This is a genomic window from Paenibacillus sp. FSL E2-0190 (assembly GCF_037992965.1).
Classification (GTDB): domain Bacteria; phylum Bacillota; class Bacilli; order Paenibacillales; family Paenibacillaceae; genus Paenibacillus_AQ; species Paenibacillus_AQ odorifer.
Genome location: NZ_CP150306.1, coordinates 400,869 through 422,019, shown reverse-complemented (window position 1 = coordinate 422,019; position 21,151 = coordinate 400,869). Strand labels below are relative to the sequence as shown.

15 protein-coding genes are annotated in these 21,151 nt (G+C 49.1%); 1 reads left to right on the top strand and 14 read right to left on the bottom strand.

All coding sequences use genetic code 11. From position 1 onward, the window contains the following. Nucleotides 1–25 precede the first annotated feature (25 nt). From NST25_RS01845 to NST25_RS01795, 11 genes are all read right to left on the bottom strand, one after another. The gene (locus NST25_RS01845; RefSeq protein WP_038568353.1) at nucleotides 26–928 is read right to left on the bottom strand and encodes an ABC transporter permease subunit; all 903 of its coding nucleotides are present in this window, start codon (nucleotides 926–928) and stop codon (nucleotides 26–28) included. Nucleotides 929–1,002: 74 nt separating this feature from the next. Then, complete coding sequence (locus NST25_RS01840; RefSeq protein ID WP_340011823.1) at nucleotides 1,003–2,613, bottom strand: extracellular solute-binding protein; 1,611 nt, start codon at nucleotides 2,611–2,613, stop codon at nucleotides 1,003–1,005. Between the two features lie 377 nt (nucleotides 2,614–2,990). Beyond that, nucleotides 2,991–5,240, bottom strand: coding sequence for a helix-turn-helix domain-containing protein (locus NST25_RS01835; RefSeq protein ID WP_076124660.1), 2,250 nt, complete (start codon nucleotides 5,238–5,240; stop codon nucleotides 2,991–2,993). 281 nt (nucleotides 5,241–5,521) lie between these two features. Next, nucleotides 5,522–6,418 (bottom strand): myo-inosose-2 dehydratase, encoded by an 897-nt coding sequence (gene iolE, locus NST25_RS01830; RefSeq protein WP_339189243.1) that lies wholly within the window; start codon nucleotides 6,416–6,418, stop codon nucleotides 5,522–5,524. A 39-nt stretch (nucleotides 6,419–6,457) separates the two neighbouring features. Continuing rightward, on the bottom strand, nucleotides 6,458–8,422 hold the full coding sequence (gene iolD / locus NST25_RS01825) for a 3D-(3,5/4)-trihydroxycyclohexane-1,2-dione acylhydrolase (decyclizing) (RefSeq protein WP_339189241.1): 1,965 nt from the start codon (nucleotides 8,420–8,422) through the stop codon (nucleotides 6,458–6,460). Nucleotides 8,423–8,448: 26 nt separating this feature from the next. Beyond that, entirely contained in the window at nucleotides 8,449–9,909 is a 1,461-nt protein-coding gene (locus tag NST25_RS01820; RefSeq protein WP_339189239.1) for a CoA-acylating methylmalonate-semialdehyde dehydrogenase, read from the bottom strand. 120 nt (nucleotides 9,910–10,029) lie between these two features. Next, entirely contained in the window at nucleotides 10,030–11,040 is a 1,011-nt protein-coding gene (gene iolC, locus NST25_RS01815; RefSeq protein ID WP_076306531.1) for a 5-dehydro-2-deoxygluconokinase, read from the bottom strand. 263 nt (nucleotides 11,041–11,303) lie between these two features. Next, a complete protein-coding gene (locus NST25_RS01810) occupies nucleotides 11,304–12,314 on the bottom strand; it encodes a LacI family DNA-binding transcriptional regulator (RefSeq protein ID WP_076185622.1) in 1,011 nt (336 codons plus the stop codon). Nucleotides 12,315–12,495: 181 nt separating this feature from the next. Continuing rightward, nucleotides 12,496–13,326 carry a 5-deoxy-glucuronate isomerase gene (gene iolB, locus NST25_RS01805; RefSeq protein WP_076219003.1) on the bottom strand — a complete coding sequence of 277 codons (831 nt, stop codon included), beginning with the start codon at nucleotides 13,324–13,326 and terminating at the stop codon, nucleotides 12,496–12,498. 42 nt (nucleotides 13,327–13,368) lie between these two features. Then, the gene (gene iolG / locus NST25_RS01800) at nucleotides 13,369–14,415 is read right to left on the bottom strand and encodes an inositol 2-dehydrogenase (RefSeq protein ID WP_340393240.1); all 1,047 of its coding nucleotides are present in this window, start codon (nucleotides 14,413–14,415) and stop codon (nucleotides 13,369–13,371) included. A 127-nt stretch (nucleotides 14,416–14,542) separates the two neighbouring features. Continuing rightward, on the bottom strand, nucleotides 14,543–15,658 hold the full coding sequence (locus tag NST25_RS01795) for a glycoside hydrolase family 88 protein (protein WP_339189235.1): 1,116 nt from the start codon (nucleotides 15,656–15,658) through the stop codon (nucleotides 14,543–14,545). 190 nt (nucleotides 15,659–15,848) lie between these two features. Between NST25_RS01795 and NST25_RS01790 the strand changes: the two genes are divergently transcribed. Next, on the top strand, nucleotides 15,849–16,760 hold the full coding sequence (locus NST25_RS01790) for an AraC family transcriptional regulator (protein ID WP_340393239.1): 912 nt from the start codon (nucleotides 15,849–15,851) through the stop codon (nucleotides 16,758–16,760). Between the two features lie 666 nt (nucleotides 16,761–17,426). On the opposite strand, the gene NST25_RS01785 is transcribed toward NST25_RS01790, so the two are convergent. The 3 genes from NST25_RS01785 to NST25_RS01775 all read right to left on the bottom strand — a co-directional run bounded on the left by NST25_RS01785 (nucleotide 17,427) and on the right by NST25_RS01775 (nucleotide 21,139). Then, nucleotides 17,427–18,683, bottom strand: coding sequence for an OFA family MFS transporter (locus NST25_RS01785; RefSeq protein WP_139329935.1), 1,257 nt, complete (start codon nucleotides 18,681–18,683; stop codon nucleotides 17,427–17,429). Nucleotides 18,684–18,809: 126 nt separating this feature from the next. Next, nucleotides 18,810–19,538, bottom strand: a complete 729-nt coding sequence (locus tag NST25_RS01780; protein ID WP_076134814.1) for a LytTR family DNA-binding domain-containing protein — start codon at nucleotides 19,536–19,538, stop codon at nucleotides 18,810–18,812. Then, a complete protein-coding gene (locus NST25_RS01775; protein WP_339174374.1) occupies nucleotides 19,535–21,139 on the bottom strand; it encodes a sensor histidine kinase in 1,605 nt (534 codons plus the stop codon). The genes NST25_RS01780 and NST25_RS01775 overlap by 4 nt, the downstream gene beginning before the upstream one ends. Nucleotides 21,140–21,151: the final 12 nt, after the last annotated feature.

The following is a 21,151-nucleotide window of genomic DNA, read 5'->3' as shown; positions in this document are numbered from 1 at the left end:
AGCACTCCGCCTCCTTCTTTCTTTATCATAAAATACCGTCTCCGGTCACTTTTTTCGAAATATAGTTGGAGCCAAAAATAAACACCAGTCCCACCACGGCCTGGAACAATCCGACTACAGTAGCCAACGTATATTGTCCGGATTCTAGACCCACCCGGTACACAAAGGTACTGAGCACATCAGAATACTCACGCACAGCAGTGTTACCGATAATGTAAGGGCGGTCAAAGCCGATGCTGACCATCTTTCCCAGATTGAGGATAAGCAGCGTCACGATGGTTGGTTTTATGCTAGGAAGCGTAATGTAGCGGATTTTCTTCAGCCTTGTCGCTCCATCCACTTCAGCAGCTTCAAACAGCTCTCGGTTGACACCGGTTAACGCCGCCAGATAAAGGATAGTCCCCCAACCGGCACTTTGCCAGACGCCTGTGAATAAATAAGTGATCAGCCACGGATTTTTTTCAGTCAGAAACGGGATGGGAGTAAGGCCTAAGCTCTCCAGCACACCGTTCACCATACCGGACTGGTTGCCGAACAATTGATATACGATCCCCCCGATGATCACCCAGGAAATAAAGTGGGGGATATACAAAATCGTCTGCGATATTTTCTTGAACCACACCGAACGAATTTCGAACAGCATAATCGCCAGGATAATCGGAGCCGGAAAAGAGACAAGTAAATCCAGAAAATTCAGCATAAAGGTATTGCGCAAGGTGGTGTAGAACTCTCTCATTCCAAAAACCTCGCGGAACGCATCAAAGCCAATCCATTCGCTGCCTCCAATCCCCTGAAACAAATTGAAATCCTTAAAAGCAATCTGCACACCATACATCGGACCATAGCGGAAGATCAGGAAATAAATAATAGGCAGCGAAAGCAGCGCGTACAATTGCCAATACCGTCTAAAGTATGTCGCTTTGCTCAAGTCGTTTTCCTCCTAAGGAGAAAAACCGGGTGGAGCGCAGCACCATCTCCCCCCGGTTTTCACTATATATTTGTTTATTGAGCCGAAAGTTCCTTAAACGACTTCTCCAGTTCCTCTTTCAGCTTGGTTCCGCCCAAAGTCATGTAATCTTTCATTTCCTGCTCGTAAACCGCTTCAAACTGCTCTGGTTTGGCCATTGCCGTCTTTACAATAATTACGTTGAGCTTATCTTTGAGCGTTGTGCCATATTGCGATTCCGCTTCTATCGGCTTGCCGAAGACGAGCGGCCCCACCGTGTCAGCGTTGGCGATAGCGATAGATTGAGTCAGCATCTCCCGGTTACGTTCCGGAAAGCCCAGCGCCCATGCTTTTTCATTAGTGGCCTGATCACCGATGTTTTTGCCGTTGGAGATAATGGCCATGTCGCCAGCATTAAATAGACGATCGGCGAACTCCTGGGAAACATCTGTTTTGGCCACTGGAATACCGTCTACCAGGTCGTAGTTTTCACCTTCAACGCCATTTTGGATAGCAATTAGATTATTATCCGAAGCCATCCAATCGAGATACTTAACGGCTTCCACGGCGCGTTTACTACTCTTCGGAATCATGATGTACATGCCGTTGGAGGCATACCGGGATTTAATGTGCTTGTTATCAACGTTGGCGTTGGTTAAGACGTCTACCGGCAGCACCTTGCTTCCCTCTACATTTTTGTAGAGATTATCCAGGGTACCATCGGCATAGAACAAGACATCCACATCCTCCGACCAGTAGCCTACATTGCCGTTCTGGATATCCTTGGCCAACTGTGTTTTATCCTCGTCCAGACTGAAGTCCTTACTGATCATCCCTTCATTGTAGAGCTTATTAAGAAATTGCAGGGCATCCTTAAAGCCCTCATGCAGCGGCAGCTCATAACGTTGGCTGTAGGTCAGATCGCCGCTGATCGGCTTCATGAAAGAGAAAATCAACGTCTCGAATTGGGCTGGTGCCAGTGCCATGCCCATCGGGATGTTTTTGCTGCCGAGATTGCCCGGATCCTTTTCTTTAAACGCTTTCAAAGTAGTGTACAGCTCATCGGTCGTCGTTGGCACAGGCAGTCCTAATTTATCTAACCAATCCTGACGGATGTAGGAGCTATAACGGCCTGTGATCGCCCGTTTACCAGGGATCGCATACTGCTGGCCTTCAAGCTGGCCGAACGCCAGCGTATCCTCGCCAATAAACTTTTTCAGATTCGGGCCATATTCATCGAGAATTTCTCCGACATCAGTCAAGCCACCTTGCTGGGCATACCGATAAAACACACTGGAATCATACGTAAATACGATATCGGGCACATCCGTATTGCTCGCCATCAAAACATTCAGCTTGGTAACTTCCTCAGAACGCTGGATAGGTACAAATTCTACATCAATGTTATTCGGATCTCCGAACTTTTCCTGCACTAGTTTAGTTAAGTAGTTATTGGTAATGGTATGAGGGGCTGGGCTGTTGCCGCGGTCAAACACTTCCACCTTTAATGTAACGCGCTTGGCACTTTCGCCGGCTGGGGCACCCTCGGATGCTGTGTTGTTTTTAGAATCATTGGAACAGCCTGCTAGCAGAGAAACGCCCATTATTGCGGTTAATCCGATCCCGATTGCTTTCTTCAGAACTCCTTGATGTACGTTCACTGTCATTTTTCCATCCCCTTCGCCCTTGCAGGCTTTAATGGTGTATTTATGATCCCCTAGCCTTAACTCTATCCATCCCCAGCGGAATCCATATCACGTGATGCTTTTTACTGCCGTGCTACTGGGTCGCTTGTTGTTCTGGATGCCCACAGTATTTCATGAATTCCGGCAGTCTGACAATAAACCTCTTTCGGATGCTCATATCCCAGCAAAATTGGACTTCCGGTTTATCCATACAACCATTTTCGTAGAATAAACCGCTTTCAAAAGTGTGAAAATAAAGACCGCATCGGTGTTCGCGCCCTCATCATAGAGGTTAGCGTGCACAGATGCGGTTATAAAAACTATTGTTCACATGCTATTAGATTAATAAAGTCGGCAGCCTATAGTCTGGAGGTCCCGCGCCCGCGCTTTAAAGAACGGTAGTCACCCGGCGTGATTCCTAATACTCGTTTGAATACCCTGCCGAATGTAATTGCATTCGCATACCCCACCTGAAGTGCGATATCCTGCAGCGAACATTCCGTTTCCACTAAAAGCTTTTCGGCTTCCTTCATGCGTAGCTCTGTAAGAAAATCAACAAATTTCATTTTAAATTCTGTTTTAAATAGATAGCTGGCATATTTGCCGGATACCTGAAACCGGTCGCTCAAATGCTTTAGGGAAAGATCGGGATTTGTAAAATTCTCTTCAATATAATTCTTCATCTCGGTTACCATCGCCCGGTAGCTTTTAGTTTCACTGACAGAAACATAAGTGCGGAATAAATCAGTCAAATACTCAAACAAAATCCCCTTCATTTCATCTATGGATTCTGCCTCTTCCAGCCGCTTCAGCTGCTTCTCCGCATTTTCTGCTGACAGCTCATCCTGCAGCTGCTCAGACATGACAGCCACTTCCCGGCTCAGCATCTGTAGCATGGCCTGAATTAGAGAGCGAATATCATCATCTTGTAAATAATCCTGTTTAAAACCATCAAAAACACCTTCCAGCAGTTCCCGCCATTGGCCGCTCGACATCCGGAACTGCTTAACAAACTCGGCAATCATTTGTAGATACTTGAATGTCTCAAGAAGCGGCTGGCGCGTTTCTCCAAATTCCGTTAAAGCGATGTCTTCGTGCATTAAAAGCTTGTGCTGCATCACATTCTCCGCTGCCGCATAGGAATCCCGGATCTCCCCTGGCCCAGCCGCCACTGGCCCGATAGCGAAGCTTAAGGAGAGGCGCAAGTTCTGCTCCACCCAGGTGCGGCAGTCCTCAGCGAACACACGGATTTTCTCTGCCATCTCTTCATCACTTCCTGTGGTCAGGAAGAGAATTGCCGCCCGGTCAGTCCCTATCCACTCCGCCCAAGCTTGCAATTCCGCACTCCGCGCCAATTCTTGAAAGACATTCATCAGGGCAAATTTAAGCGTGTTCTGATCTCCCCTTGTATACCGATCTTGAAAAACCTTGTCGTAGCGGTTGATTTCGCTTAGCACAACCATAAAGCGGGTTGTGGAATGAGCTCCGGAGAGCGGCGACAGCTCTTCCATCCGCTGAACGACATTGTCCAACCGCTCGCTTTGCAAGAGATCGTTGAAAAGCTTGCTGCGCTGTAACAGCAAATTCTCTCTGCTTTTCTTATCATAATCCGTCATATGGTTGATTAGATCTTCCAGCACTCCGTCAATGAGCATCATTTCGTCCGGTCTGTCGCTGGATTGGTCCAGCTTGCGAATTTGATGACCTTCAATCCGGTTCATAATCACCTGAATTGGCTTATAGTTCCGCCGCGTAACATAGATCAGGTAAAAAATCGCGCACACAACCGTACCTAAGGCAATAGCTACCCAAAGGTAAGAAATCACTGACACCCAGCTGAATAGACTGCCCGTTTTGATCCCGCTGGTAAACGTCCAGCCAAGCCTTTCCATATATAAAGTGTTCAACTGCTTCCCATTCTTGGCACCTTCACTGTCCGAATGCGCCTGATAGACCACCTGTCCATCTGCGCCAAATATGGTCAGAAAGGACAACTGTTCATTGACCATACCGTCAACGATCTGTTCCATTCCGCTCATTTTGAGATTAATTACGAGCACTCCCTCCGAGCCGAAGGGCAGCGGCATACCTTTATTTATGGTAAGCACACGTATAGACGTACGCTGAAATTCATCTTTGTATTCCCTAACAGGCTGCCAGCCTTCCGATAAAGAGCCGGAGGTGATGCGGCCAATCCAATCCTCGTCTACAAATCCTGAAAGATCCTTTAATCCAGTTTCTGTTAAAACGCTTTCATTTCTCTTGTCATAAAGATAGATGGACTGAATATAGGGCGATTCACGCGTCAGGTTGCGTAGATTCTGGGCAACAGCGTAGACAGTCGCCATATCAATCTGGCCTTGATTGTTAAAATAACGTTTATAAGCATCGCTGCGTTCAGCAGCCTCCAGCACTGACAGTTCAGCTTCCTTGATCGTTCGGTCCACATTATCCATAAGATAGCTGGCGGTGATACGGTCCGCTTTTTTGGTTTCCATTCGTGAAATATCATTAATAAATACAAAAGAGGCAAAAATCAGTATCGTCACAGTAAGCAAAAAAATAGGAAAATAGGACAGCAGCAATCGGCGATACCAGGAACGGAACAATAGATAACCCCCTCTGTACAACCGTTAGGATACCCGGCCACGGTTCAGCCGTTAATGCACGAGTAGTTCATAGATATTTGGCTGCACCATCATGGAAATGGAAACTCTTCCGCCTAATTTGCTGCCATTATAACACATACAACATGAGCCCGACCAACGAAGCCATTCGTATTTTACACCTGCTCACTAAAAAGGCGAGGTGCGCACAGCCATAGCCGTGAACCCCCGCATATAAATCTGTCCGAGCAGCCGCCAAGCACCAAGTTGTAGCCCTCCTCGGCCTATAAACCACTCAGATCTCTGATATAACGGCGCGCCTTGATCGCATATTCCAGCGGATCGGCAAGTGCCGGATCCTGCTCCGCTTCCACTACAAACCATCCCGTATAAGAGTAACTTGCCAATTCGCTGAAAATCTCCGCAAAGGATATACATCCATCGCCAGGTACGGTGAATGCGCCCGCTTTTACAGCCTGGAGAAAACTGAGCTGATCACGCAGCACACGCTGAACAACCTCCGGACGTATATCCTTTAAATGGACATGTTTAATCCGAGGTAAGTGGATGCGCAACACCTCTAAGGGATTCTCACCGGCAAAAGCTAGATGACCGGTATCGAACAGCAGAGACACCTCTTCCGGTTCCGTGAGCTCCATTAGCTTAGCAATTTCGGCCCCAGTCTGCACCCCTGTCCCCATATGATGATGGTATACAAGCTCCATACCTTTTTCAGCAGCCAGCCGGCCAAGCCCACCCAGTCCATCGGCAAGTGCGGCCCACTCCGCTTCTGTGAATACAGGTTTATTAGCAAACAGCGGCGTATCCATTTGTCCCTGAATACTCCGTCCTTGCTCTGAGACGACAATCACCTTCGCACCCATCTCATATAAAAAATCACGATGCGCGCAAAAAGCCTCCACTGTCTCCTCATATGGCCGCATAGTCAGATACGCGCTGAACCAAGCGCTGGCAATCTCAAGTCCACGAAGCTCAAGTGCCCGGCGCAGCCGTTCCGGAGAGCGTGGATATTTGTTGCCCACCTCGCTTCCCTGAAACCCGGCAAGCGCCATTTCGCTAATGCACTGTTCAAAGGTATTGTCTTTTCCCAGTTCAGGCATATCATCATTAGTCCAAGCGATAGGAGCAATCGCCAGCTTGACCGCATGTTCTTTGAACATCCTCGATTCTACCCCTTCCGTTTCACAGTATTACTAATACTAATAACTGCGGGCCTTTCCAAGCTGTTCAAGCTTCTGCTCGTAGGCAGCCCGAACGGCTTCACTGCCGGACACTTCTGGAACACCAACATTCCACCAGGCTCCGTAACCATGTGTCATTGTCTTGGGCAGCACCTTAATGTCAATTAGGGTGGAACGATCCTGCAGCAGAGCCTCCCTCAAAGCGTCACGCAGCTGCTCAGCCGTTGACGCACGGAAGGTCTTCACTCCATATCCCGCGGCACTTGCTGCATAATCTATGCTTATCAGTTCGCCGCTCAGCTGACCTTCCGGGCCCCGGTAGCGGAATTCAGTCGCCATGCTATCCAGTCCTTGCTCCATCTGCAGGTTGTTGATACAGCCGAACCCCATGTTATCCAACAGAATGACGTTGATCTTCTTGTTCTCCTGAAGGCTCGTCACTAGTTCCGAATGCAGCATTTGATAGCTGCCATCGCCCACCAATGCATATACCTCCCGGTCCGGCTCCGCCAATTTCACACCGAGTGCACCGGAGATTTCATACCCCATACACGAAAAGCCATATTCCATATGGTAAGTATCCGGCACAGTGGAATTCCACATCCGCTGCATGTCGCCCGGTAAGCTGCCTGCGGCTCCTATCACAATGGCGTCTTTCGGAAGATATTCATTGAGGATCCCGAGTACCTGTGTTTGCGCCAGCGAAGTGTTCAACTTCGCCGCATATTCAGATAGCTTCTCGTCAAGATGTCCGGCAACTTCCGGCATGAAGGAAACTGAAGAAAGATCTGGACGATCTGCCTCCTGATTCACCGTATACTCCACGTCAGATAGACGCTTTCTTTCCACTTCCCATGCCTTTTTTGCCACTACAATTTCATCTGTATAAGCGGTGCGGTAACCGCGCTCCTCCAACGTAGCAGACAGCGCTCTAAGACCTTCGGCAGCATCACAGACCACAGCCAGTGCATCCAGCTTGGAGGCATGGTAAAGGGAAGCGTTAATTGTCAGGAACTCCACCTCGGGATGGGCGAACAAACTCTTCGAACCTGTCGTGAAGTCCGTAAACCGGGTACCCACACCGATCACCAGATCCGCTTCTGCGGCCAACGTATTAGCACAGCCATTCCCGGTAACTCCTATGCCACCGAGATTGTAGGCACAGTCGCTTGCCACGGCACTTTTTCCGGCTTGTGTCTCACCGAATGGGATGGCGAACTTCTCCGCAAACGCACGTAATTCCATTCCTGCATCCGCATACCGGACTCCACCCCCACAGACCAGCAGAGGTCGCTGTTTGCTGGCAATAAGATCAGCTGCTGCAGCAAGCTCATCCGGATGCGGAGTACGGGAAACGATCCGATGGATGCGCTTGCGGAAGAACTCAAGTGGATAGTCCCAGGCCTCCCCTTGCACATCCTGCGGCAGCGCAATCGTGACTGCCCCGGTATCTGCCTGATCAGTCAGCACACGCATCGCGTTCAGCAATGCTGTCATCAGCTGCTCTGGCCGATAAATCCGGTCCCAATATTTGCTCACCGCTTTGAAGGCATCGTTGACCGTTATCGACAGATTGTAGGTATGCTCCATTTGCTGAAGTACCGGATCCGGTTGACGGGTGGCAAAGGTATCGCCGGGGAGCAGCAGCACGGGAATCTGATTCGCCGTCGCAGTGGCAGCGGCTGTCAGCATATTAGCTGAACCCGGTCCTACCGAAGCGGTGCAGGCCATGATTCGCCGTCTGCGGCTCTGCTTGGCAAAGGCAGTCGCCGCATGCACCATTCCTTGCTCATTCCTCCCCTGATAGACCGTCATCTCACCCGGCGCTTCCTGAAGTGCCTGCCCCAGTCCAAGTACATTGCCATGGCCGAAAACGGTGAATATACCGTGTACAAAACGCTCCGGTCTATTGCCAAAGTTCACATATTGCTGGTTCAGAAATTTCACCAGCGCCTGCGCCGTCGTTAATCTAATCGTATCCACGTGAAACCTCCCTTTCGCCGTTTTTGTTACTGCCAGCGGGCAGTGACGACTTTTTTGCGTGTATAAAATTCAACCCCGTCGCTTCCATTCGCATGCAGATCGCCATAGAAGGAATCCTTCCAGCCGGAGAAAGGGAAAAAGGCCATCGGGGCTGGCACTCCGACATTGACACCCAACATGCCTGACTCGATATTTTCCCGGAAATAGCGCACTTTCCCGCCGTCATTCGTAAAAATACAAGCCCCGTTGGCAAAACGAGAGGTATTGGCAATTTCAATCGCCTCTTCTACATCCTTGACACGGATCACTGCCAGGACAGGCGCGAAAATTTCCTCCTGCCATATTTTCATTTCCCGGGTCACTCCATCAAACAACGTTGGGCCGATAAAATAACCCTGTCCCTGCACCGCAGCATCCGCCCGGCCGTCTCTTAGCAACTTAGCGCCCTCGGCCATGCCTTGTTCAATATAAGCGACCGTTTTGTCTTTATGACTTTGGCGGATAACCGGCCCAAGAAACGTGTCGTCGTCCAAACCATCGCCGATGTTCATCTGCTCACATTCACGCAGGAGGATGGAGATCAGCTCATCAGCAACCTCTTCCTGCACCGTTACCACGGAGCAAGCCATACAGCGCTCTCCCGCCGAGCCGAAGGCTGCGTTGACAATCTGTGTTGCTGAAGCCTCAAGGTTCGCGTCTGCCAACACAATAGAATGATTTTTCGCCCCTGCCAATGCCTGAACCCGCTTCAAACACGCCGTTCCCTTCTTGTAGACATATTCGGCCACCGGCTGTGAGCCAACGAAGGAAATCGCCTTCACATCAGGATGCTCCAGCAGGCCGTTTACCACCTCATGCGCACCGTTAACCAGATTGAGCACACCTTTCGGAAGCCCGGCTTCCTCTAACAATTCGACCAAACGTGCTGCCAGCAGCGGTGTGCGTTCGGAGGGCTTCAGCACAAAGGTATTCCCACAGGCGATGGCCAACGGGAACATCCAGCAAGGCACCATCATTGGAAAATTAAACGGTGTGATCCCGCCGACTACACCGATGGGATAGCGATACATCCCAGACTCGATGCCTGTCGCGATGTCGGGCAACTGCCGGCCCATCATCAGCGTCGGCGCACCTGCCGCAAATTCCACACACTCAATGCCGCGCTGCACCTCTCCGTAGGCCTCTTTGAAGCTTTTTCCATTCTCCAGCGTGATCGTCTTCGCCAGTTCATCCCAATGGTCCACCAGCAGCTGCTGATATTTGAACAAGATCCGCGCTCTGCGCGGCACCGGTGTCTTGGACCAGCCTGCAAAAGCCGCCTTTGCCGCCGCCACTGCCCGATCAACATCGACTCTGCTGGACAGCGGAACCCTTGCCATCTCCTCACCAGACGCTGGATTGTATACCGTTTCTGTCTTCTCCGCAGCCGCCTCAACCCACTGCCCGTCAATATAGTTGTTCAGCACTTGCACGGTTTGCTGTGCCATTCTACTCACTCCTTCATCTCTATTAATGCGATCCCGCGAATCTAATCTAATCTAATCTAATCTTGCATAGCTATTCGATCTGGGGTTGTTTGAGTTGTGTCCTCTCCAACCTCTGCCTACTTACTCTGCACCTGAAGTGATTTCCTCGTTAGACAATAAAAACGCTTCCAATTCATCCAAGGTTGGCATGGCATCCGAACAGCTGTGGCGGGAGATGACAATGGATGCCGACGCGCTGCCGCGGCGCATGGCCTCACCGACGCTTTCTCCCCGCATTAGACTGTGAATGAAGGCTGAGGCGTAAGAATCTCCGGCTCCAAATGTCTTCAATACTTTAGCGGGAAAAATACCACTCCGATGCTTCTGCCCATCCGCCGTGTAGGAGATTGAACCACTCCCGCCACGCTTGATAACGACCAGCTTTGCTTGGTGCGAGAACCAGCGGTTAACTGTTGCTTCGTCATCTGCATCTGTCACATTGTACAGGCTCTCCATCATATTAAATTCCTCACGGGTACCAATGATACAATCGCATTTCTCAGCTGCCAGATTATAATAGACCGCTGTTTCTGCGGCTGACTTCCAAGTATAGGGGCGATAATCCAGATCAAAAAATACAGTGACATTGTGCTTGCGGGCGAACTCCAAAGCGACAAACACAGCCTCACGGGACGGACTTTGTGCCAGTGCAGTACCTGAGATCAGCAGTGCCTTGGACTTCCGAATATACTCTTCCGAGATCTCCTCCGTACTCAGCAGCAAATCAGCCACATGATCCCGGTACATCAGAATGCTGCACTCCTGAGGACTCTTTATTTCAGTAAAAGCAAGCCCAGTCACTGCACCAGTCTGGTCAACACTCACCTGGCTATCGTCAATGCCATTCCTTTGCAGATAAGTTCGGATAAAACGGCCCATCTGATCATCGGAAATCTTACCGATAAAGCCAGTGCGCATCCCTAGCCGCGCTGCCCCAATTACGATATTGGCGGGAGAACCGCCGACATATTTGGTAAACGTCAGTGTCTCTTCCATTGGTCTTCCGGTTTCATTAGCGTTCAAGTCAATACAGAGCCGACCGACAGCGATTAAATCCAGCGGTCGTGCAGGATCGAACTGTAAACCGTTCATTATGACGCCTCCTTGAGAAAACTTCAGTAAAATGGATTAATGAGATACAACAATCATCGGGGGATGGGTTAAGCGCTTAACCTAATTTCCATTAGTATAGTTTAGAAATTGGAGTTTGGCAATCCTGAACTTAAACGAAGTTGGGAACTGAACCCATGTACCAGAAAAAAACAAAGAAAAGACCTGTCCCTCGCCGCTAAGCGAGGTACAGGTCTTCAGATAGGAGTCGGCGTTCTTACTCCGTTTGTAGAGTTTGTGTCTTCCTAATGCGGTGCCGGTCCGGTGGAATGGCGGACTATCAGTTCCGGCATCAGCATGATCTTGCGCTTAGGACTATCGGGATTGTCGATAGATTCGTTCAGCAGAATCATCGCCTGTTCCGTCATCTCACGCAGAGGCTGAGCAATGCTGGTCAAGGTGGGATGGCAAATTTCAGCCAGCATTGTATTGTCAAAACCCACCACGGACAGATCACGGGGTATTGACAAGCCTGCGCTGCGCGCCTCCTTCAATATCCCAATCGCGAGCAGATCGTTGCAGGCGAATATGGCGGTCGGCCGGTCTTCCTGCGCCTGAGCCAGCATCGCGGCAGCCGCTTTGCGGCCGTTCTCCAGCGTGGCTGAAGTATGCGTGAGATTAGCCGGATTGTCAAAGCCAACACCCGCTGCCTTGAGCGCATCCATAAAGCCTTCCACGCGCAGCTTACTCCCCGGTAAATTGTCAGAGATAATGCCGAGCCTGCGATGGCCCAACGACAACAGATATTCTGTCGCCTGATAGCCTCCCTTATAGTCATCCACCGTGACGCTGTTGCTCTCCATCATCCGGATATCAGCCGAAAATAACACAAGCGGTACGTGATCAGCCAGCAGGCGGCGGACCATATCCGGATTCCCTGTATGAGAAGCAATGATTATACCGTCCACCCGTTTGCGCAGGAGCAGTGAGATATACCGGGCCGCCTTCTCATCATCCCGGTCTGTACTGCATACAATCAAGTCGCTTCCCTGCTCCTGGGCATAATCCTCAATACCTCGGGCCGCCTCAGCAAAAAAAGGGTTGGAAATATCGGGAATCATCAGCCCGATCGTTCCCGTTCGGCGACTCGTCAGCGCAGAGGCCACCAGACTCGGCTGGTAATTCAGCTCCTCCATAATCCGATGAACCTTCTCCCGTGTCTTATCGCTAATTCTCCCGTTCTTGTTCAACACCTTGGACACCGTAGCGATGGAGACTCCCGCTTCCCGTGCCACATCATATATCGTAGGTTTCATCGTTAGTGAGCCCGCCTTTACGTTCGTACAATCCTATACCTAGATTATAAGGAACTCTTCTGACAGTGTCTATTCAGCGGTGCAAGAGACTCTGTTACTGTGGCGATCATTTGGTCAATACATCGACACAAAGAAGGAGCCTCCGCCTTGCGGAAGCCCCCTTTTCGTGCGTGCTGCTACACTATTTCTTCTTATCCTTCTGGTGTTGCTGCATCTCGAACAGCCATTCATGTTCCGGATCATTATGAAAAACCCATGTGCGGACCGGACCTGCCATCACATTGAGATAATAAGAATCATAACCCGGCGGAGCCGATACAGGATGATAGCCCTCCGGAACCAATACAATACTGCGGTCAGACACGGCCATCGTCTCATCAAGGCTGCGATCGTCATTATACACCCGCTGCACTACAAAACCATGAGCCGGGTTAACCCGGTGGTAGTATGTCTCTTCCAGGTAAGACTCAGCAGGTAGATTGTCACAGTCATGCTTGTGCGGAGGATAGCTGGACCAATTGCCGCCACCCGTACGTACTTCCACGACCAGCAGGCTCTCGGCTTCACTCTGCTCAGGCAAAATGTTGACCACTCGCCGTGACATACTGCCAGAACCGCGGGCTTCGGCCACAGTATCGCACGGAGCGATCAAACGCGGCGCATATTTGCCCGTTCCTGGTGCAAGGCAAACCGCAAGTTCCAGCTCCGTCAAGGCCGTAACTTCATAATGCCCTCCCGCCGGAATATACACCGCATACGGCGGCAAATCCTCAAATACAGACATACGTTCACCGATCCCGGCGAACAACTGGGCGCCTGCTCTCACATCCGCCTTGCCCGCCAGCAGCACCAGACAGATTTCATTCCCTTCCGCGCTGCGGCTCAGCGTATCCCCAACCTGCAGCTGGTACACTTCAAAACCTACATACTCCCATCCAGCGCTCTCCTTGCTAACTGCCGCTACAAGTCCATCTTTGCCGGGTGCTCCGGCTTTTATGATTAGATTGGACATCTTCACAGACCTCCCCCATCTTCCTTCAGCATCTGCATCCGCTTACAAAGCTTGTGTTGCCGATATTCCCTCTCCGGCACAAGAAGACAACTTGACCGGAAGCCCGGTAAGATAGGATTCCTTAGCGGCTTCGGCAATCCGTTCCGCCTGTTGCCCGTCAAGCCCGCTGCAAATGATAGGCTCCTGCAGGCGGATTGCCCGGGCAAATGCGGCAACCTCTTCCACGAAAGCCTGGTTATACCGCTCGAGAAAGAAATGAAGCGGTTGATCGCGTGTGACCGAAGCAGCGGTTGAAACTTCTACAGTTGTTGGACGGCAGTTATCGGCGGTGGCTGAGCCGCAGGAACCGAACACCTCCACGCGTTGATCATAACCATATACAGCCTTACGGCTGTTATCAATGACGCAGATTGCGCCACTGGCAAAGGTCAGCGTGATGACAGCTGTATCCACATCATCGCAGCGCCCAAACATCGGATCAACGAGATTGGCACCTCGGGTATAAACTTCTGTTACTTCCTCACCCATCAGATAACGGGCCATATCAAAATCGTGAATCGTCATATCCATAAACATCCCGCCGGAAGACCGCACATAAGCCTCACCCGGAGGCTGCGGATCACGTGATGTGATCTTCACAATATGTGGACTGCCTAGTTCTCCTGATTGAACCAGTTGCTTAAGTTTGCGGAAGCTAGGGTCCATTCGCCGGTTGAATCCGACCTGTAGCAATACACCCTCATCCTCCACTATCTTCAGTGCCTGGTGGGTAAACTCTGACGACAGGCTGATCGGCTTTTCACAGAAAATATGTTTTCCAGCCCGGGCCGCTAGCTCAATCCAAGAGGCGTGGGTATCCGTAGATGTGCAGATAAACACAGCCTCGATCTCAGGGTCATTCAGAATGTCTTGCCCATTCACAAATGCAGAGCCAAGATTCCGGCTCTCTGCCCAGACCAGCAATTCCTCACTTACCACAGCCTCCGCAATGGATTTCAACTTAAACGACGGCATCACACGCAGATTATCTGCATGAAGCCGGCCAATTCTGCCTGCCCCAATAATGCCAACTACGATCGGATTTACCATGTTTGCTTATCCTCCTTCAAGGTAAGCGCTTAACCATCCCGAAAATAGTATACTCCAAGCACAAGTGAAGTTACAAGCAAATATTTCTCCAGCTTTTTTAACTCTCTCCTTAGCTATCTACTCCTCCTCAACAGTAATGTAACGCTTCACCTAGTGCGACTAAAACTATGGCCTGCCCGTAGGCCATAGGGGCAATAATGATTTCCTTATAATCTTCTTTTGCAGCACCAATCGGAGTGCCGCCGGATACACCAAGCACCGTGCCTTCATCGTCAATTCTGTCCAGCACCGCCCGGATCGCTTTCAGGGCATGATCTGCATACGATTCCGGCAACAACCCCCTGCGTACGCTATGCAAAATACCCGCTGCGATAGCTGCTGAGCCTGACGTTTCAGTATAACTGCTAGAGTCGTCCAGCAGCGTATGCCATAATCCGCCTCCGCTCTGGCAGGCTAATAAAGCTGTTGCCTGTGCGTTCAGGATCTGTTGAAGATATTCAAACACTCCACTGTCCAGATACGGCCCCATCAACTCCAGGTATTCAGGCAGACCGAGTGTAAACCAGCTATTGCCCCGGCACCAGAAGGCTTCACTGAAATTATGCCGGCCGCCAAAATGCCAGCCATGAAAAAAAAGCCCCGTCTTTTTATCATAAAGGTATTTGATATGCAGCAGCAGTTGGTAAAGCGACGCTTGCCGCCATGCGGAATTATCGTATTTCACACCCATTTTTGCCGTGAACAAAATAGCCATAAATAACGTATCAATCCAGATTTCATTATCATTGAGCGTAACCTCATCCTTGCTCGCTCCTGTTGTGACATGCTGATAACCAGACTCCTCCGTCCGCGGCAGGCCATGCATCAACCACTGCACCCATTCCAGGCTTAATTCCTCCGCTTCCTTCAGTTCCATTAATGACAGCAACGGTGCTGTTGTATTGATATTCCGGCTCGGCAGTCCCTTGCCCAGTTGCTTGCTCATCCAAAGCTTGGCATATTCTTGATAACGCTCATCCTTGAAATGCTGCTCAAGCTTTTGAAGTCCGTAAAGCCCCACTCCCTGCGGCCAATCCCATTCCTCCATGCCAAAATCACGGGCAAAATACCCCCGTCGTCCCGCATCCTCCCCTAAATTTTGCAGTTCGGCTTCGTTTTCCGGCCGCTCCAGCTTCAGCAGCTTATCCGTCACGCGGTTCAGCTTTTCAATGATCTCAACTTTACTAATCCGGCTGTTGTTCATCTGTTTTCCGCCCCTTCACCTGCCATTTTGGGTCTTCCCTCATGTTGGGTAGTTCCATTCCCCCGTAATATATCAAACCATTCCATACAAAAACTACTTTATATTTGCTGTAATAACCCTCATATATTGCAAATCTTGCTTTTCTGAACCTATAATAAGTGCATATTACAGAATAAGGCGGTGAGAGCATTTGCTTGAAAACGACTTACTGTACGAACAAGGGTATAGCGTACGTATCAACACGCCCGTTGATCCCCTTTTTTATTATTTTGATTATGACCAGCGTTCTCACGATATCAATATGGAGTTTCAGCATTTTCATGATTTTTACGAGATTCATATCTTAATGGATTCCCGAGCCACTCATATTATCGATGGGAATGTCTGCGCCCTCCAGCAGTATGACATCGTGCTTCTGCGTCCTTATCGGTTGCATAAGACACAATATCCGGAAGGGCCGCCGTTTAAGCGGCTGATCATAAACTTCGCCATGCCCAAGGATATACCCGGTTTAGAGAACGCTTACAAAAGTATGTTTCTCTCATTTTGGGAAGAAATACCGATCTACCGTTTGCCAAAAGAGTTGCGCAAAGCCGTATTTGATCCTCTTAACGCTATCTTCACCTTATCACACAGCACTTCACCGTTAAATCCAGTACTGATTCACAGCCTTTTCCAACAGTTCCTCTGTGCTTTATACCAGCGTAGAGACCAGAACAGCTATGTCCCAGAGGAGATTGGAAATGCCATTATGCAAAAAATCTACTCGATCACCGCATACATCCATAGCCATTACAACAGCGAGTTGTCCCTTGATTTCCTCGCTAAAGAGTTCTTTATCAGCTCCTATTACTTATCACACCAATTTAAGTTAATTACCGGCTCCACGCTGACAGAATATATTCAGATGACCCGGGTCCGTAATGCCCAGCAATTGCTGATCTACACCCGCCTGAAGATTTCCGAGATCGCCGGGCAATGCGGATTCAACAGCTTCTCCCAGTTCAACCGCATATTCAATAAACTTAGCGGGATGTCCCCATCCGAGTTCCGCAAGAACCAGGTCATATCCAACACTGCTTCAACCACATTTTCCTATTGATGTACTTGCTTACCTAGTTACAAAAAATCCGCTGTGCGTCCGACAAATCTATCTACCCTCTAAGTAACTATATTGAGCAGTAACAGAGGCAATGTTTAGACGCAAAAGAGAGACGAAGGGAAAGGGATAGCAAAAGCGATGGTGCAATCACACACATGTTGGGATAGATGCAGGTACTGGTGTAGGTGCTCGTAGTGATGTAGGTGCTGGTGCTGGTGCTGGTGCTGGTGCTGGTGCTGGTGCTGGTGCTGGTGCTGGTGCTGGTGCTGGTGCTGGTGCTGGTGCTGGTGCTGGTGCTGGTGCTGGTGCTGGTGCAAGGGTAATCACATTTAACTGTATTTCATACAACTATTTTTTCACGCATCACGACACCATTAGATATAGCTGTATTTGGTGCAACTATTTCCTTGGTTTTTTCGCCTATAAGCTACATCTCGAGTTTTTAGTTGTACAGAATACAACTAAAATCCGAAGATTCACTATTTCATACGGAATAGTTGCACAGAATGCAGTTACTTCTCAGATCCCAGCAAAACTCCTTCTCCCAATTGAAGATAATCCGCCCAAACAAGTCACAGCTCAGCAAGCCACCACAAATCAAAAAAACCAGGCAGCGATTCTCCACTAACGGGAGAATCACTGCCTGGTTCTAGCTTCAATTACATCTTAAGCCGTACGTTCCGTTGCTTTGAGACGCAGCGCTTTTTTCTCTTTCGACTTCGCCACTGGCGGTTTCAGGGAAACCGCGATGATGCAGGCCAGCAGGCACAAGAGGCCAAAGATAACAAAGGTTGGTTTAAATCCGCCTAGGAAGACGGCGATAAACGAACCGGAAAGGGCACCAATACCAAAACCTTGGTAAACGATTCCGTAGTTCTTACTGTGATTTTTCAGTCCGAAGAAGTCGCTGACAATGGCGGGGAACACCGTGATATTCCCGCCAAAGCAGAACGCAATGGCTGCTACACAAGTGAAGAAAAGTCCGAAATTCAGGGTCGCGTAGCTGAGGGTCAGCATAGCCGCCGCAGTTACAGCAAGCGATGCGCCTACCAGCTTCAAGCGACTCATTTTGTCAGATAAAGCACCCAGAATTAAACGTCCCGCTGTATTAAAGATCGCAATCATAGCCACCGCACTAGCTGCTGTCTGTACATCAAGTCCAGCCAGCTGCACGCCGATATCTTTTACAATACCGATCAAATACAGACCACACATACAAGCGGTGAAAAAGATGATAAATAGCAGATAAGCTTCTTTTGTCCGCAGCATTTCTTTGACCGTATAGTCTTTCGGTGAACTCATTACTGTAGCTGTCGTTGAACCCGCTGGTGCTGGGGCCGCTTGAACCGGAGCTTCTCTTACGAGCAAGGAACCGATTACAATCATGCCCATAACAATCAAACCCCAATACATAAATGTATTAGACACACCCACTGAGTCAATCAACCCGCCGTTAATATATTTAAAGATCAAACTCCCCGTTCCATAAGCACCAACGGACACGCCGGAGATTAAACCTTTATTATTCGGAAACCATTTAATTAAATTAGATAATGAAGTGATATAAGCTGTCCCATCCGCAAAACCAACGATCACCCCAACCAATAAATAGAACATGAAGAGTGAATTGGCTTGGGAGCTAAGAATCAATCCTAGTCCGAGCACAATCCCAGCAGTAGCAGTCAAACGGCGAAGCCCGAAACGATCCTGCAACTTCCCTGCGAACAAGGTCGCGAAAGCGAGTGCAAAGCTCGTTATAGAAAAAGTAATCGAAACAGAGTTAAGCTCCCAGCCAAATTTTGTTACCAGATGCGCATTAAATAAACTCCATGTATAGATGGTACCTAGGCCCATTTGCATAATTACTGTACCTAATACGATTAGCCACCGTTTGGTGCTTTTGCTGTCCATTGTCGTAGTCATGGTCTTTTCCTTCTTTCTCTCTCGTTGTCTGCTACAAGAGCTTCTATCGCCTCTTTATTGTAGCTAAACCAGCCGATGTTGAGAGAAATCCGGCATGAGATGACGGAAATGAAGAATGAATTGCATTTATAAGCGCATAATCTGCCTGAATTCCTTTACCTTACTACGACTTACCGGCACTTCAAAACCTAAATCATGCAGGCGCAGCAAATACGTATTGTTGAACCACGGGATGATTTCCTTAATCTTGGACAGGTTAACAATATAGGAACGATGGCAGCGAAAAAAACGATCCTGCGGCAGCCGCTGAAAGAAATCGCTAATACTAAGTGCCATGCTGTATTCCTCACCTTTAGTCATCACACTTGTACTTTTTTCCTGCGCGGAGGCGTAATAAATATCGTCGGCATTCACTACGATAATCTTTTCATTTTTCCACAGATTAACCTTGTCACTGACCGGATTACGCTCTTCTTCCCCCTGTCGTCCACGGCTGGCAAACGCATTCTCCAGCTTGTGCAGCATGGCTTTGATGCGTACCTCGCTATAAGGCTTAAGAATATAGTCAAAAGCTTCAATCTCAAACGCCTCAGCGGCATGCTCCTTATACGCAGTGATGAACACTATGTAGGGTTTTACCGAGAATCTACTGATATTTTGTGCCAACAGCACTCCGTCGATGGAGGGAATATTAATATCCAGAAAAATCACATCTATCGTATCACTCTGCAAAAATTTAAGCGCGTCCAGCCCATCTTCAAACTGTGCCGTTATATCAATCCCGCTGTGCGTCTCTATTAAATAAGCCAGCTCCTGTCTTGCCAGCTCTTCATCCTCTACAATGATCGCTCTCATTGTTCCTCCTTTTTAACATCAAAAAAGATGTTCGTCCCTTTATCCAATCTCTGAATGGTAAGTCCAGTCCCATAGATCAGCTTTACCCGTTGGTGTACATTAAACAGTCCGATTTTATTCTCCGGCATATCGCCAGTATAGACCTTCTCTATCGTTTCCTCGCTGATGCCAGCTCCGGTATCGCGAATGCCCACCCGTACGGTATCCCCGTGGTCTTTTACAGAAATCGTTACTGTTCCTGTCCCTCTTACCTTCAGTATGCCATGTATAATCGCATTTTCTACAAGCGGCTGAATGATCAGACTCGGAATTCGAACCTGAACCTCATCAATATCATAAAGCACGTTAAGCCGGCTTCCAAAACGCGCCTTTTCGATCTCTACGTATTGCTGGACCTGCTGTAGCTCTCGTTTGATATCAATGAATTCATCGGTAAGCTCCAGATTGTATCTCATATAACCGGACAGATTCACAATCAGCTCGCGTGCCTTATCCGGATTAATTCGAATCGAGGACGCAATCGCATTCAGTGCATTGAACAAAAAATGCGGGTTAATGCTGGTCTGCAGTGCCTTCAGCTCCGCTTTGTTCGCCATTTCCTTAATGCCTTCCACCCGCGACACTTCCATCAAGGTAGAGATCATTTGTGACAGACCCACGGCCATAGCTTGAAGCGAATAGGTAATCTTGTGGGCTTTGGTGTAATAGATTTTGAGCGCTCCCGTCACCTCACCCTTTTCCTTCAAAGGAATAATGATCAGCGACTTGATCTGCGGATTCACGTAATCACTATCATCGTTACGGATGGTAATTTCACCACTGGACAACGTTACTTTAGTTTCCTCACTGATAATATCGTTAGTTGTCTCATAATCCTCCTCACCCACGCCAACATAGGCACGAATAAACCGAGTATCCGTAATCGCTACAGCGTCTGCACCGATATCCTCTTTGATGATCTGGCAGATGGTGTGCAGCGACTCCTGATTAATATTGCGAAAATACGGCAAGGTCTTATTGGCAATATCAAGCGCCAGCTTGGACTGCTTAGCCGCGATCCGTTCCTTCTCACCTTCCACGCTCTGCACTAGCACAACAATCAGGCCGACACTAATCTGGCTCATAATCATCGGAAAAGCGATCTTGGACACGATATCCACACCCAGCGACATCGGCTGAGCCATCGCTAGAATGAGCAGCATCGTCAGTGCCTCACAGGCCATTCCCGCCAAAATCCCTGCTATCCAGCGACGTTCACCAGAGGTGCGGCGATAGATTATCCCAGACACTATGCCTGCGGTGATACTCGTAATCAGACAAGGAAGAGAGGTTACCCCTCCGATATCAATCAGAAAACGGTGAACCCCTGAGATGATGCCTGTTATAAGTCCAACCCATGGCCCGAACAAAATCCCGCCAGATACGATGGCGATAATTCGCACATTCACAAGCGAACCTTCCACATTAATCCCGCTATAAGTGCCGAAAATGGCAAATAAGCTGAAGATCATCGTCGCAATAGCAAGCTCTTGCGGAGCGTAACTCCCTTTTTGAAAAACCTCTTTAAACCGCGGCAGACGAGTCAATACAAACAGACACATCAGCAATAACGC